At 69.7% G+C, this 14,477-nt stretch carries 12 protein-coding genes and 1 riboswitch; of the genes, 2 read left to right on the top strand and 10 right to left on the bottom strand.

The features are described 5' to 3' along the window. Positions 1 to 81: 81 nt before the first annotated feature. Positions 82 to 1,392: an SAM-dependent methyltransferase gene (locus tag BLU79_RS07445; protein WP_093904787.1), complete on the bottom strand. Its 1,311-nt coding sequence runs from the start codon at positions 1,390 to 1,392 to the stop codon at positions 82 to 84. Positions 1,393 to 1,601: 209 nt separating this feature from the next. Between BLU79_RS07445 and BLU79_RS07440 the strand changes: the two genes are divergently transcribed. Further along, positions 1,602 to 2,282 carry a hypothetical protein gene (locus BLU79_RS07440; RefSeq protein WP_256333181.1) on the top strand — a complete coding sequence of 227 codons (681 nt, stop codon included), beginning with the start codon at positions 1,602 to 1,604 and terminating at the stop codon, positions 2,280 to 2,282. Positions 2,283 to 2,367: 85 nt separating this feature from the next. On the opposite strand, the gene BLU79_RS07435 is transcribed toward BLU79_RS07440, so the two are convergent. After that, positions 2,368 to 3,747: an NAD(P)/FAD-dependent oxidoreductase gene (locus tag BLU79_RS07435; RefSeq protein ID WP_093904786.1), complete on the bottom strand. Its 1,380-nt coding sequence runs from the start codon at positions 3,745 to 3,747 to the stop codon at positions 2,368 to 2,370. A 547-nt stretch (positions 3,748 to 4,294) separates the two neighbouring features. Between BLU79_RS07435 and BLU79_RS47820 the strand changes: the two genes are divergently transcribed. Further along, positions 4,295 to 4,513, top strand: coding sequence for a hypothetical protein (locus BLU79_RS47820; RefSeq protein ID WP_143052469.1), 219 nt, complete (start codon positions 4,295 to 4,297; stop codon positions 4,511 to 4,513). A gap of 85 nt (positions 4,514 to 4,598) precedes the next feature. On the opposite strand, the gene BLU79_RS07430 is transcribed toward BLU79_RS47820, so the two are convergent. From BLU79_RS07430 to BLU79_RS07395, 8 genes are all read right to left on the bottom strand, one after another. Beyond that, the gene (locus tag BLU79_RS07430; protein ID WP_093904785.1) at positions 4,599 to 5,561 is read right to left on the bottom strand and encodes a Ppx/GppA phosphatase family protein; all 963 of its coding nucleotides are present in this window, start codon (positions 5,559 to 5,561) and stop codon (positions 4,599 to 4,601) included. Beyond that, a complete protein-coding gene (locus BLU79_RS07425; protein ID WP_093904784.1) occupies positions 5,558 to 6,124 on the bottom strand; it encodes a DUF501 domain-containing protein in 567 nt (188 codons plus the stop codon). The genes BLU79_RS07430 and BLU79_RS07425 overlap by 4 nt, the downstream gene beginning before the upstream one ends. Before the next feature lie 246 nt (positions 6,125 to 6,370). Continuing rightward, complete coding sequence (locus tag BLU79_RS07420) at positions 6,371 to 6,853, bottom strand: FtsB family cell division protein (protein ID WP_093904783.1); 483 nt, start codon at positions 6,851 to 6,853, stop codon at positions 6,371 to 6,373. A 109-nt stretch (positions 6,854 to 6,962) separates the two neighbouring features. Further along, positions 6,963 to 8,249, bottom strand: coding sequence for a phosphopyruvate hydratase (gene eno / locus BLU79_RS07415; protein WP_093904782.1), 1,287 nt, complete (start codon positions 8,247 to 8,249; stop codon positions 6,963 to 6,965). A gap of 306 nt (positions 8,250 to 8,555) precedes the next feature. After that, positions 8,556 to 9,248, bottom strand: coding sequence for a LysM peptidoglycan-binding domain-containing protein (locus BLU79_RS07410; RefSeq protein WP_093904781.1), 693 nt, complete (start codon positions 9,246 to 9,248; stop codon positions 8,556 to 8,558). A 4-nt stretch (positions 9,249 to 9,252) separates the two neighbouring features. Continuing rightward, a riboswitch (cyclic di-AMP (ydaO/yuaA leader) is annotated at positions 9,253 to 9,445 on the bottom strand. A gap of 195 nt (positions 9,446 to 9,640) precedes the next feature. Further along, positions 9,641 to 10,672, bottom strand: a complete 1,032-nt coding sequence (locus BLU79_RS07405; RefSeq protein WP_093904780.1) for a transglycosylase family protein — start codon at positions 10,670 to 10,672, stop codon at positions 9,641 to 9,643. 167 nt (positions 10,673 to 10,839) lie between these two features. Further along, on the bottom strand, positions 10,840 to 12,111 hold the full coding sequence (locus BLU79_RS07400; protein ID WP_093904779.1) for a cytochrome P450 family protein: 1,272 nt from the start codon (positions 12,109 to 12,111) through the stop codon (positions 10,840 to 10,842). After that, positions 12,108 to 14,474, bottom strand: coding sequence for an SEL1-like repeat protein (locus BLU79_RS07395; protein WP_143052468.1), 2,367 nt, complete (start codon positions 14,472 to 14,474; stop codon positions 12,108 to 12,110). Before BLU79_RS07395 ends, BLU79_RS07400 begins: the two co-directional genes overlap by 4 nt. Positions 14,475 to 14,477 lie beyond the last annotated feature (3 nt).

The raw sequence follows: 14,477 nt of genomic DNA, 5'->3' as shown, positions 1-14,477 counted from the left end.
CGTCCCGACACACAGGAGGGCCGGGCTCCCCCGCGACGGGGGAGCCCGGCCCTTTGCTCGTGCCCGGATCTCGTGCCCGGATCAACGGCGCTCGGACTCACCCCACTTACGGGCCCGCAGCGGCATCCCGGAAGCGCCCCCTTCCGGCGTCTTCACCGCCAGCACCTGGTTGACGCCGATGCGATTGCGCTCGAAGGCGAGCGCGCAGGCGGCCATGTACAGCCGCCAGACGCGGGCCCGGCCGGGGCTGGTGAGCTTGACGGCCCGGGCCCAGTCGGCCTCCAGGTTGGCGATCCAGCGGCGCAGGGTCAGGGCGTAGTGCTCCCGGATCGACTCGACGTCGCGCACCTCGAAGCCGGCGCGTTCGAGCTGACCGACGGTGGTGCCGATGGGCTGGAGCTCGCCGTCGGGGAAGACATAGGCGTCGATGAACTCGTCCACCTGGTACGAGGATTCGTCCCGCTCCGGCCGCCGCCCGATCTGGTGGTTCAGCAGCCGCCCGCCGGGCTTCAGCAGCCGGTACAGCACATCGGCGTACTCCAGATACCGCTCGGCACCGACGTGCTCGGCCATGCCGACGGAGGAGATGGCGTCGTACGGACCGTCGCTGACATCGCGATAGTCCTGGACGCGGATCTCCACCTTGTCGGTGAGCCCCTCGCCGGCGACCCGCTTGCGGGCGTATGCCGCCTGCTCCTGGGAGAGGGTGACACCGACGACGCTCACGCCGTACTCGCGGGCCGCGTGCACGGCCATGGAGCCCCAGCCGCAGCCGACGTCGAGCAGCCGCAGGCCGGGGCGGAGGTCGAGCTTGCGGCAGATCAGGTCGAGCTTGTCGCGCTGGGCGGTTTCGAGGGTGCCGTCCGGGGGCGGGGCCGGCCAGTAGGCGCAGGAGTACACCATGGACGGCCCGAGGACGATCTCGTAGAAGTCGTTGCCGACGTCGTAGTGATGGCTGATCGCGCGCTTGTCGGTCCGCTTGGTGTGCAGGTGGCTGTGCCGGCGGACCTCCTCGGGAGGCGGCGCGGGCGGCAGCGGAAGCCCGCCGAGCCGGACGAGCCCGCGGACCGCGGCGCGCGCTTCGGGATCCCCGAGCACCTGCGTCAGGCTCCGGGCGTCCTCGCCCCGCTCCCACACGAGCCCGGCGAGGAGATCGAGGGCGGCGAACAGGTCCCCCTCGATGTCGAGGTCCCCGGCGACCCAGGCCCGGGCCAAGCCCAGTTCGCCCGGCTTCCACAGCAGGCGGCGCACGGCACGGCGGTTGCGTACGACGAGTGTCGGCGCCCCCGGCGGCCCCGCCTGCGACCCGTCCCAGGTGCGGATGCGCACCGGGAGCGGAACTCCCAGCAACTGTTCGAGAAGGCCCTTCAGCCGCACCGCGGCGTCTGCCATGGCGCACACCTCCGTGATAAGGGATCCCGGAATGTCCAACACCACGTAAACACCTGCGGGCCCCCGGCGCAGTCCCCCACGCGCGTCACAGCTGGGCAAACCCTTGGAGGGCGTATCCGGCCGCGGTTGATCAATTGAGTACGCGTACCCACTCGGTACCGGTCATCGCACCCATCCGCCCTGCTCCCGCGCCGACATAGCGTCCCCGTATGCCCGAGAACACCCCGCCCGTGAACGCCGCCCCCGCCCGGGACCCGTACGCCGCCCCTTCCTGCGTCCGCGGGGCTCTCGGCTGCGCGGGCGTCGCACTCCTCGCCCTGATCATCACGGTCGGCGTACTTTCGTGGCGGTCGTCGGAAGCGACGGACTTTCCGCGCGTCGCGCCCGAGGACATGGCGGACCGGGCCTTTCAGCGATCCCAGGAGGCATACGACGTCCTGGGGTTCGAGCGGACCGTCGAGCCGGTGGCCGGGGAGGCCGGCTCCGGCACGGACAACTCCTTCAGCGCCGACTACTGCTATGACAACGGCCCGTTGGGACTGGAGGACAGGACCGTCGACGGCGCGTACGCGATGAGCCACGGCTGGGCGCTGGACCACGTGCGCGCGAGCCAGGCCGCCTCCGGGCTGCGCCGACTGCACCGGCACCTGAAGGACGAGGGCTGGGAGGTGACGACCTACCGTGAGGACAGCAAGGACCTGGGCTGGTGGCTGAGCGTCCAGCGGGACGACGGGGACGAATGGATGTCCTTCGCCTGGTACCCGGACCGGGGTTACTTCACCGGCGACGCGAGCGTGCCCTGCGCCTACGCCCCCGAAGGGGAGTCCGACGACGTCCCGCCCGACTCCGGCCTGGAGCCGCCGTCCCTCGGGCCCTCGCCGCAGGACTAGGACAGCCGGCCCGGACACGCCGAAGGGGGCCGCCCGCACCACGGATGGCGGGCGGCCCCCTTCGAGGCGTTCAAGTGACCGGAGGTCAGGAGGCCTTGGCCTCGGTCTTCTCCGGCTTCGGCGCCGCGGGCACCGGCTTCGCGGCCTCGTAGAACTCCTCGCGCGGGTGCTCCATCGCGCCGAGGGAGACGACCTCGCGCTTGAGGAACATACCGAGGGTCCAGTCGGCGAAGACGCGGACCTTGCGGTTCCAGGTCGGCATCGCGAGGCCGTGGTAGCCACGGTGCATGTACCAGGCGAGACGACCCTTGAGCTTGATCTTCATCTTGCCCATGACGATCATCGCGACGCCCTTGTGCAGGCCGAGACCGGCCACCGCACCCTTGTTGGCGTGCTCGTAGTCCTTCTGCGGGAAGCCCCGCATACCGGAGATCACGTTGTCACCGAGGACGCGCGCCTGACGCAGCGCGTGCTGGGCGTTCGGCGGGCACCAGGCGTTCTCGTTGCCTGCCTTGCGGCCGACGAGGTCCGGGACCTGGGCGTTGTCGCCGGCGGCCCAGATGTAGTCGGTGCCCTTGACCTGGAGCGTGGTCTCGCAGTCGACGTGGCCACGGGGGCCGAGGGGCAGACCGAAGCGGCCGAGGGCGGGGTTCGGCTTGACGCCGGCCGTCCAGACGATCGTGTTGGAGTCGACCTCGAGGCCGTTCTTCAGCACGACGTGGCCGTCGACGCAGGAGTCCATGGAGGTGGAGAGGTAGACCTCGACCCCGCGGGCCTCCAGGTGCTGCTTGCCGTACTGGCCGAGCTTCGGGCCGACCTCGGGCAGGATCTTGTCGGCGGCGTCGACGAGGACGAACCGCATGTCCTCACGGGACACGCTGGTGTAGTACTTCGCCGCGTCGCGGGCCATGTCCTCGACCTCGCCGATGGTCTCCGCACCCGCGAAGCCACCGCCGACGAAGACGAAGGTGAGCGCCTTGCGGCGGATCTCCTCGTCGGTCGTGGAGTCGGCCTTGTCCAGCTGCTCGAGGACGTGGTTGCGCAGGCCGATGGCCTCCTCGATGCCCTTCATACCGATGCCCTGCTCGGCGAGGCCGGGGATCGGGAAGGTGCGGGAGACCGCGCCCATCGCGATGACCAGGTAGTCGAAGGGCAGCTCGTACGCCTCGCCGACCAGCGGGGCGATCGAGGCGACCTTGCGGTCCTGATCGATGGTGGTGACCCGACCGGTGAGGACCTCCGCCTTGGGCAGCACGCGTCGCAACGGGACGACGACGTGGCGCGGGGAGATGCTGCCGGCGGCGGCTTCGGGGAGGAAGGGCTGGTAGGTCATGTACGACCGGGGGTCGACGACCGTGACGGTCGCCTCGCCGTAGCGCATCTTCTTGAGGATGCGCCGAGCTGCGTACAGGCCTACGTACCCACCGCCTACTACGAGGATCCTGGGACGCTCCGTGGTGCTCATGCCATCGAGTATCCACCCGCCCCAGGGGGGTCGCTCGTGCGCCCCTTCACAAGCTCTTGCAGGCCCTGTGCTACACTCCCCGGCCCGCGTGACCCAGGTCATGGTCACGATCGGGAACCCGATCGCGATACGACCCGTTGTCAATGCCGCGTGAGCTGCCTCTCTAGGACATCGGACTCCCTGTGAGCGGACCGAAACGCCGTCCCGCGCCAGCCTCCCGAAGCCTCCATACACCGCCCGTCTGAACATGTTCAAGGGCCTGTTCACCCCTCGGAAGGGTCAACCGGCACCCATCCGTGCTTCTACAGGGCCGAATTCCTTGTGAAGAACTTCACGAAGTTTCTTCCGCGGGCGCCCGCAAGGGGTCCCAGAGGGGGCCGCAAGCGCCCCTCGGAGGCGCTCATACGCTAGCCGACCTGCTCAGCCGTCGGCTACTGCCCAGTAATCAAGGAGACCGGAACCACCTCTCGGCAGCGATCTGGATCACCGTTCACCCGTCGGCCGCATTCCGCGCGCGCCTGGACAGAAGTGTGCATAGCGTGCAGCCATGATCACCTCACAGAAGGCCCTCAAGCGGGCCACAGCTCGAATAGTCACGGTCGGCGCTGCCCTGAGCATCGCCCTCGCAGCAGGGGCGGCGACGGCCGCATCCGCCGCCGCCTCACCCGTCGCCACGAAGGCCACCGCGGCCTACGGCGGCCACGGACACGACCACGACGGCGACGGAGGGAGCTGCAGCGGTCTGCTAGTGCTCCTCTGCAACTGATGGACAGCCCGCACACGCACGGGCCGATACGACGGCCCCGGTTCCTCCGACGAGGAACCGGGGCCGTTCCGCGTCAGCACGCGCGTCAGTCACCGCGCTCGGCGTCCTCCGCCACCTTGAAGGCGATCCCGTCGAGAATGTCGTGCTCGCTCACCACGACCTCCTCGGCACCGATCCGCTCCATGACGGCCAGCAGCACCAGTGCGCCCGCCGCGATGACGTCAACTCGCCCGGGATGCATGGACGGTACGGCCGCGCGCTCCGCGTGCGTGGAGTGCAGCAGCCATTCGGTGATCTCCCGCACCCGGTCGTGGCCGATCCGGGAGTGGTGGATACGGGTCGAGTCGTACTCGGGCAGGTCCTGGGCGATCGCCGACACCGTGGTGACCGAGCCGGCGAGCCCGACCAGGGTCCTGGCCTCGCGCAACGGCACCGTCTCCTCGGCGAGGTCCAGAGCCGCCTCGATATCGGCCCGCATCGCCGCGATCTGCTCCTCGGAGGGCGGGTCGGAGACGACGCCGTCGCGGACCAGGTGACGCTCGGTCATCCGCACACAGCCGACGTCCACGGAGCGCGCCGCGCGGACGTGCTCCTCGCCGACGACGAACTCGGTCGACCCGCCGCCGATGTCCACGACGAGGTAGGGCCGGTGCACGTCCTCCCGCCCCGTCAGCTCCTTCGTCGCGCCGGTGAAGGAGAACTCGGCCTCCTGGTCGCCGGTGACGACCTCGGGCTCGACCCCCAGGATGTCCATGACCCCGCGCACGAACTCGTCCCGGTTCTCGGCGTCCCGGGAGGCGGACGTGGCGACGAAGCGAAGCCGCTCGGCGCCGTGCTCCTTGATGACCGCCGCGTAGTCACGACAGGCGGCGAAGGTCCGCTCCAGCGCCTCGGGGGCGAGCCGGCCCGTACGGTCGACGCCCTGGCCGAGCCGCACGATGGTCATACGGCGGTCCAGGTCGACGAGTTCGCCGGTGGCGGGGTCGACGTCGGCGACGAGGAGCCGGATGGAGTTCGTGCCGCAGTCGATGGCGGCGACGCGGGTCACCGGCCGGCCTCCTCGGACTCCTCGGGCTGCTCGGACTCCCCGGACTTCTCCGGGAGCGTCACGCACGCGCCCTTGCGCCACCACTCCGGCAGCATGGCGATCGCCTCGTCGCCGAGGGGGTTGACCCCGGGACCGGCCGCCAGAGAGTGGCCGACCAGGACGTGCAGGCACTTCACCCGGTCCGGCATGCCGCCCGCGCTCGGGAAGCCCTTCAGCTCCTCGATCTCGTCACGGCGCCGGATGTAGTCCTCGTGCGCGGAGCGATACGCGGCGGCCAGCTCCGGGTCGGTCTCCAGCCGCGCCGTCATCTCCTTCATCACGCCGTTCGCCTCCAGCGTGCCGATCGCCGACGCCGCCTTCGGGCACGTCAGGTAGTACAGCGTCGGGAAGGGCGTGCCGTCGGGCAGCCGCGGGGCCGTCTCGACCACGTCCGGCTGCCCGCACGGGCACCGGTGCGCGATCGCGCGCAGCCCGCGCGGCGGACGCCCGAGCTGCTGCTTGAAGGCCTCGACGTCCGCGTCGGTGGGCTCGGTGCGCGGGGTGGGCGGCGGGGGCGTTTCCATGCCTGTCTTTCTTATCGGTGTTCGCCGGCCGGATTCGGTGGCCAGGGCGAGTGGCCGGGCGCTGCGGCCGGGTTCATTCGCCGGGGCGAGTGGTCGGGTTCAGTGGTCGGGCTCACCGGCCGGGGCGAGCGGCCGGGTTGGGTGATCAGGTTCGAGGGTCGGATTTCAGTGGTCGGGCTCACCGGCCGGGGCGAGTGGCCGGGCGCTGCGGGGCCAGGTTCATTCGGCGGGGCGAGTTGGCCGGGTTCAGTGGCCGGAGGCGTCGGCGTCGGCCTTGTCGATCCCGTCCCAGATGTTCGCGTACCAGGGGCGGTCGGCCGCGGCCACGCCGGCCCGCGACTGCTTGGCCGCGTCCGGGTCGATCACGATGTAACCGGTCTCCCCGGGCATCACATAGTGCAGCCGCTGCCGGATCTGCTGCTCGGCGTAGGCGTCGTCCTGCCAGCGTGCCTTGGTGTCGCGCAGCTCCTCGACCCGCTGGGCGGCCTCTTCCTTCTCCCGCTGCGTGTCGGCGATCTCGGCGCGCTGCGAGACGTACTGCCTTATCGGGTAGGCGAGCGCCACGACCATGGAACAGAGAACCAGCGCGAGCAGCGCGGCGCGTCCGGTGAGCCGGGAGCGCCGGGCCTGCCGCTTGGTCTGGGAGCGGTAGACGCGGGCCGCCGTCTGCTCGCCGAGCAACCGGATCCTGGTCGCGGTGGAGAACCGGTCCCGGTCCTTCACGGCCATGTTCCCCGCCTCCCGTTTCACACGCGTACGTCCCCGCACACGGTACGGGACCGAGTACGGGGACGTACGTACGACTTGGCTAAGGCTTACCCGGGTGGGGTCAGCCGGGTCAGCCCTTGAAGCGCGGGAAGGCGCTGCGGCCGGCGTACACCGCGGCGTCGTCGAGGATCTCCTCGATGCGCAGCAGCTGGTTGTACTTGGCGACGCGGTCTGAGCGGGCCGGGGCGCCGGTCTTGATCTGGCCGCAGTTCACCGCGACGGCGAGGTCGGCGATGGTGACGTCCTCGGTCTCGCCGGAGCGGTGGGACATCATGCACTTGAAGCCGTTGCGCTGGGCCATCTCGACGGCGTCCAGGGTCTCGGTCAGCGAGCCGATCTGGTTCACCTTGACGAGCAGGGCGTTGGCGGAGCCCTCCTCGATGCCGCGGGCCAGGCGCTCCGGGTTGGTGACGAAGAGGTCGTCGCCGACGATCTGGACCTTGTCGCCCAGCTTGTCGGTGATGACCTTCCAGCCGGCCCAGTCGTCCTCGAACAGCGGGTCCTCGATGGAGACGAGCGGGTAGGCCGCCACGAGCTCCTCGTAGTACTCGGTCATCTCGGCGGCCGAGCGGGACTTGCCCTCGAACTCGTACGAGCCGTCCTTGTAGAACTCGGACGCGGCGACGTCGAGCGCGAGCGCGATCTGCTCGCCGGGGACGTAACCGGCCTGCTTGATGGCCTCGATGATGAGGTCGAGCGCGGCGCGGTTGGACTCCAGGTTCGGGGCGAAGCCGCCCTCGTCGCCGAGGCCGGTGGACAGGCCCTTGGTCTTCAGCACCTTCTTCAGGGTGTGGTAGACCTCGGCGCCCCAGCGCAGGGCCTCGGAGAAGGACTCCGCGCCGATCGGGGCGATCATGAACTCCTGGATGTCCACGTTGGAGTCGGCGTGCGAGCCGCCGTTCAGGATGTTCATCATCGGAACGGGCAGCAGGTGCGCGTTCGGGCCACCCAGGTAGCGGAAGAGCGGGAGGTCGCTGGCCTCGGAGGCGGCGTGGGCGACGGCCAGGGAGACGCCGAGGATGGCGTTGGCGCCGAGGGAGCCCTTGTTGTCGGTGGCGTCCAGGTCGAACATGGCCTGGTCGATCAGGCGCTGCTCGGTGGCGTCGTAGCCGACGAGCTCCGGGCCGATCTGCTCGATGACGGCGAGGACGGCCTTCTCGACGCCCTTGCCCAGGTAGCGGTTGGGGTCACCGTCGCGGAGCTCGATGGCCTCGAAGGCACCCGTCGAGGCGCCGGACGGAACGGCGGCACGACCCGTGCTGCCGTCGTCGAGGCCGACCTCGACCTCGACCGTGGGGTTGCCTCGGGAGTCCAGGATTTCCCGGGCTACGACGACGTCGATGGACGGCACGAGCATCTCCTTCTTGGGATGTGACGCGGGTACGCAGACCCCGGAGGGTGCTGCGAGATGAGCCTAACCGCCTCCGGGCGATCGGCCAGCGGTCGACCGCTCCGTGAACAGAACCGAGAGCGAATTGTTTCCGAACGGAACAAAAACCTCGGTGTAAAAACCGGTACGCACATAAGAAAGCCCCGCCCCGGTGCGTACGGGGGAACACGCACCGGAGCGGGGAGCCCGTGGGGGACGGGGGTGACCCTCACGAGGTCTTCACTCTGAAGTCCACGGATGTGAGGGCCCTGTGGTTCAGCTACCGACCCGCTGTTACTTCAGGTGCAGCTGCTGGCCCGGGTAGATCAGGTCGGCGTCCTCGACGATGTCCTTGTTCAGCTTGAACAGCTTCTCCCAGCCGCCCTTGACGTCGTGCTCGGCGGCGATGGTGCTGAGGGTGTCGCCCTTGACGACCTTGTACTCGCCGTCGCCCTTCTTGACCTTCTCGCCGGTCGGGGTGGTGACGGTCTTGGTCGACTTCTTCTCGGCGGCCGGACGCTCGGCGGAGCGGGAGGCCGACTGCTGCTCGGTGGAGCGCGTAGTGGTCTCGGTGCTCGGCGAGGAGCCGCTCGACGAGGAGCCGGAGTAGGCGGCGCTCGACAGGCCGGTGCCGCAGTGCGGCCAGGCACCCTTGCCCTGACCGGCGAGGACCTTCTCGGCTATCTGGATCTGCTGGTCCTTGCTGGCCTGGTCGGCGGTGGAGGCGAACTGGGTGCCGCCGTACGCGGCCCAGGTGGAGGCCGAGAACTGCAGACCGCCGTAGTAGCCGTTGCCGGTGCTGATCGACCAGTTGCCGCCGGACTCGCACTGGGCGACGGCGTCCCACTCGGAGGCGGTGGCGGCGGAAGCACTGCCGGCCGCCATCAGCGGAGCGGCGACGGCGGCGGCACCGGTGACGCCGACGACGGCGATGGCGCGAGCGGCCTTGGACGGACGACGGTGCTTGCCCTTGCTGGAAAACAGCATGGAAGGATCCCCTCACCGACGCCTGCGAGGTGAGCTGTCGGGTTCGGGCCGGTTGAGTTGCCCGGCCGCGTACCGCTGGTACCTGGTACGCGACTTCACCCCAAGCCGACTCCGGCCGTGCGGCCCCGAAGGGCCTCAACTGCCGGACCCGGCACAAACCTTGGGTCCCCCGCTCCTGCCTACGGCGCTTGACGCGACGACTGTTCCCGTACGGCCGCTGGCAGGATTCGGCGTTGCGGCAGCCGGGGCTCGTGGTGACGAGCGATCACGACCGTAGACACTCAATTCGCGGAATGACAAAGACGATCAGGGCTTCTGAGATCTATCTCTCACTGCCACCAAAAGGGACATTAGGGTGCGAAGCGGGGCGCGAACTCCCGCTGCATTTCGCCCTATTCGGCAGGTACTTCCAGGGTCTGACCGGGGAAGATGTGATTCGCGTCAGCACCGATGTCCTGCTTGTTCGCCTGATACAGCGCACGCCACCCGCCGTCGAGGTCAAGGGAGTCGGCGATGGAGGCGAGAGTGTCGCCGGCGCGGACGGTGTACGAGGCGTGGCGGCCGGACGACTTGGCGGCGCCGTCGACAGCCTCGCCCTCCTCGGCACTGGCCCCGCGATGGCGCCCCGAGCCGGTCGCGGAGTCGACCGCGTCGGCGTCGACGGCACCGGTGTCGACGAGGCCCCAGGAGCCCACCCCCGGCTCAGAGTTGTCCTGATTGTCGCCCTTGGGTGTTTCTGCGGGGGAGCCGTCGGGTGACTGTGAGGCCTCTGCGTCGGACGACGTATCGGACTTGGCGGAGCTGTCACCCTTAACGGAAGAAGAGGGCGAAGAGGAGGAATCACGGGAGGATTCGGACGAATCGCCGGCGGAGCCGCTCGGCAAGTCGGAGGAATTCGAAGCGTTCGAGGAGTCGCCGGACGACCCCTTGGACTGCGACGAGCCGGACGAGCCAGACGAGCCGGATGAATCGAGCAATCCGGATGATCCGGACACCGCAGACGGCGAGTCCTCCTCGACACCGGTGTCGATGTCGGTCGAGCCGGACTCCTTGGTGAGCCCGCTGAGCAGTCCGCAGGTGCGCCAGGCGCCGACGCCCTGGTCCGCGAGGATGTCCTGGGCCACGGCGATCTGCTGGGAGCGGCTCGCCAGGTTGGGACTCGGTGCGTAGTCGAGGCCGCCGTACTCGTCCCAGTCCTCCTGGGTCAACTGCAGTCCGCCGTAGCGCCCGCTGCCGTCGTCGTCGGCACTCCAGGAGCCGCCGCTCTCGCACTCGGCCACCTTGTCCCAGACGTTGCCGTCGGCGGCGCTCGCGCTCGCGGCACCGAGGAGCGGGATGGCGATGGCGGAGCCGGTCACACCGGCCGCGACGAGAAGAGCCGGAGCCTGACGGGGGCGTCGGTGGCGACCGTTCCCGGAGAGCATGCGGGGACCTTTCACGAGACAACGGTGACCGCGGCGCGTAAAACCTGGGCGCCGTCGTTGATCCGTGAACGTATAGGCAGACGATCACTTGTCACAAGTTAATGCCGCGCAGATCACGTGAAGATCACAGACTTGAGTGCGTGTCACGTTTGCGGTGGTGGACGAACTCACCCAACCGGGGTGAACTCCACCGGAAGCGTACGCAGTCCGCGCATGATGAGGCCGCCGCGCCAGCGCAACTCGGCCGGGTCCACGGCGAGTTGCAGATCCGGGAGGCGGGTGAGGAGGGTGGCGAGGGCGGTCTGGCCCTCCAGACGGGCGAGCGGGGCGCCGAGGCAGTAGTGGATGCCGTGGCCGTAACCGAGGTGCTGGTTGTCGCGGCGGCCGAGGTCCAGGACGTCGGGGTCGGCGAACCGCTCCGGGTCCCGGTCGGCGGCGGCCAGGACGACGAGGACGGGGTCGCCGGGGCCGATGCGCTGCCCGCCGATGGTGAGCGGTTCGGTGGCGAAGCGCCAGGTGGCGAGTTCGACGGGGCCGTCGTAGCGGAGGAGTTCCTCCACGCCGGTTTCCAGGAGGGCGGTGTCGTGGGCGGCGAGGGACGTCTGGAGGCGGGCGCGCTGCTCGGGGTGGGTGAGCAGGGCGAACGTGCCGTTGCCGATGAGGTTGACCGTCGTCTCGAAGCCGGCGAACAGCAGGATGAAGGCCATCGCGGCGGCCTCGTTCTCGGTGAGGTGCTCGCCGTGGTCGGAGGCGCGGATGAGGCCGGAGATGAGGTCCTCGCCGGGGGTGGGGGTGTCGGGGAGTGCCTCGCGCTTGCGGTGGATGAGGTCGGCGAGATAGCCGCGCATCTTCTTCACGGACCGCGCGACGCCGCCCCTGGGCCCGCCCTGGTGGCGGATCATCATGCCCGCCCAGTCCCGGAAGTCGTCCTGGTCCTCGCGGGGGACACCGAGCAGGTCGCAGATGGCGTAGATGGGGAGCGGGAAGGCGAACTCGTGGATCAGGTCGGCGCTGCCCTTGTGGGCGAACTGGTCGATGAGGTGGTCCGTGAGTTCCTGCACCCGGGGGGCGAACTCGGCGACCCTGCGGGGCGTGAACGCCTTCGAGACGAGCCGGCGAAGGCGGGTGTGGTCCGGCGGGTCGATGTTGAGGAGGTGCGTCATCAACTCGGCCTTGCGTTCACCCGGAATGCCGGTCTTGCCCTTGGCGTGGGCGGGTTCGTCGTGGTGGGCCGGGTTCTTGGACAGGCGTTGGTCGGCGAGGGCCTGCTTGGCGTCGACGTAGCGGGTGACCAGCCAGGCCTCCACGCCGCTGGGGAGGCGCGTCTTGTGGACGGGGGCGTGTTCGCGGAGCCAGGCGTAGGCCGGGTAGGGGTTGGTGGCGAACTCCCAGGTGAAGAGGGCCGGGGGTTCGGGGGTGGGGGTGGGCTGGTTGGTCACTCCTTGACGGTAGCTGGCTGGTCGGCGCGGTCCGCATTCTGTTCGGTCAGGTGCTGCTTGGCACGGTAGTGACCGTGCTCGGCGGCTTTGCCGTACCACCAGCGCGCCTCCTTGGTCCGGCCCTCCTGTTCCATGAACCACGCCAGGTAGTACTCCGCCCAAGCCTTGGCCTCCGCACTGCACTCCCCCAGGGTGGCGACCTGACGGAGGAGAGCCATCCCCTCCCCGTGTCTCTCCTCATTCCGCGCGAGGAGTAATCCGAGGGCGACAGCCGCGTCCGCACTCCCTGCCTCGATCGCCTGCCGAAGGAGCCTCTCGGATTCATTCTGATCACCCCGCTCAACGAGCAGCTGCGCGAGCCCGCGCATCGCACGCGTGTCACCTTGGGCGACGCCCCGTCGGTACCACCGCTCCGCTTCGCACCGGTCGCCCTGCCGCTGCAACAGTTCAGCGAACCGTGCGGCCACCTTCTCACTGCCCGCCTCGGCAGCCCGCGTGTACCAGTGGTAGGCCGCCCCGGTCCGCCCCGCACCGACCAGCAGGTTGCCGAACTGATACGCCGCGTCACCGTCCCCGTGTTCGGCGGCCCTGCCCAGCCAGTACTCAGCCCGCTTCCACAGCAGGCCGCCGAGTACCGTCGCGGCCTCGGAACTGCCCGCCTCAGCTGCCTTCTCCAGGTACGGCAGCGCACCGTGCTCGTCCCCGCGTTCCAGCAGGGCCTTCGCCAGTTCCACTGCCGCCCAAGAATCCCCCGCGTCCGCCGCCCGGCGCAGCCACCCCCCGCGCTCCACGCCCTCGGTACGCCGCGCGAACCCGAGCGCAACCGCCGCGTCCCCCGCCTCCACGCGCTCGTGCAACGCGCTGCGGGCCGCGTCGAGGACTGAGGCGAAGTCCAGCGGAGCGTCCGGTTCCCGCGCCGCGTCCAGCAACGTCCACCAAACCTCGTCCGGCACCGGTTCCAGGTCCCCCGACCTCAGCGCTTCCGCGACCAGCGCCCCGTATGCCCGCCAGGTGCCGTCCTCCTCCCCCGCCACGAGCAATCCCGACGCCCCGAACATCGGCGCCGTCGCCCAGGCGAGGGCCTCCTCGAACGACTCCCTCTCCTCCGCCCTGTACTGCTCCTGCACTCTCCTGAGCAGTTCGGCCGACACCGCTCCCGTGACGCCGCACCGAGCGAGATCGACGGCCGCCCGGACCAGTAACTGCCCGCGTGGATGCTCCAGTTGGGTCCCCACACGCTGCCACTCGTCGAACAGGTGATGCCCGAGGGCGAAGTACGACGCCACGCCCTCCCGGCCGCTCCACATGTATGCCGGATAAGCACGCGGATCATCGACCGCCGCCAGCCGTGCCAGCTCGGCCTCACTCCACTCGCGCGCCAGCTCCACCGTGCGGGCCGCGGCAACGACCCGGTCGCCCGGGGCGGTCCCGGTACGGCGCACGTAGTACTCGGCGGGGCTCATCGTGCCCAGCACGACGGCACCGAGGTCGTTGAGCCGCCCCAGCAGCCGTAAGTCGAGGCCGCCCGCGCCGAGATGGCCGGTCAGCTCGTCCAGCCAGACGACGTACTCGCCGGGGTTGCCCCGCAGTGCGGCGGCCAGAGGCCGAAGGTCCTCGCCGGGGTCCGGGGCGTACAGGCGGTGGCCCCGCAATGAGCGCACGCCGTTCCATGCGGTGTACGACTTCCCCGCGCACGGTTCGCCCAGGATCAGCACGAGGGTGTTGTGGGCCAGCTTGGCCTGCAGGTCCTTGTCGCAGTCGCGCGTCGCGTACGGCGGCACGTCGGGCAGACCCGGCACGGGCCGGGTCGGGCGTACGCCGAACTCCAGCGGCCTCACTTGCCCGACCGGCTGCCACTCCGCCGGGGTAGGCATGGTGCCGTAGTGGTTGTGCTGCACACCTACGACCCGGTCGTGGAAGGTGGAGTCGCGGAAGTCGATGTGGTCGCCGGCGACATGCGTGGCGGTGGAGTTGTCGCCAATGACGGCGATGTGGATGTCACCGCCCGCCGCGATGGAACGGGGGCCACTGGCCATGACGGAGGTACCGGAACCGGTTGTCTGTCCGGACGGGGAAAACTCCTTGATCAGGGCTCGGAGACCTTCCTCCACGAGAGAGGGGTCGGGTGCTTCCGCCAGCGCTTCGGAAAGTCGGCGTTGCCACCGCCGTTCGGCCAGGCTCCCCTGGGTGTATTCGTGCTGGCGTCCTTTGAGGTCGTGGAGGTCCCCGGCGTAGAAGCGCTGATCCGAGGCCTTCAACCACGCGGCGAAACGGTTGCGGACCCGTCTCCAGTTCTCCGAGCTCAACCCGGCCAGGAGCACCGCGCTGCCCTCGACCGCCAGTTCCTCCAACTCCGTTGCCACGAC

This window comes from Streptomyces sp. cf386, from assembly GCF_900103585.1.
GTDB lineage: Bacteria > Actinomycetota > Actinomycetes > Streptomycetales > Streptomycetaceae > Streptomyces.
Note: the sequence above shows the minus strand (reverse complement) of the source record. Positions and strands in the feature narration are given on the sequence as shown.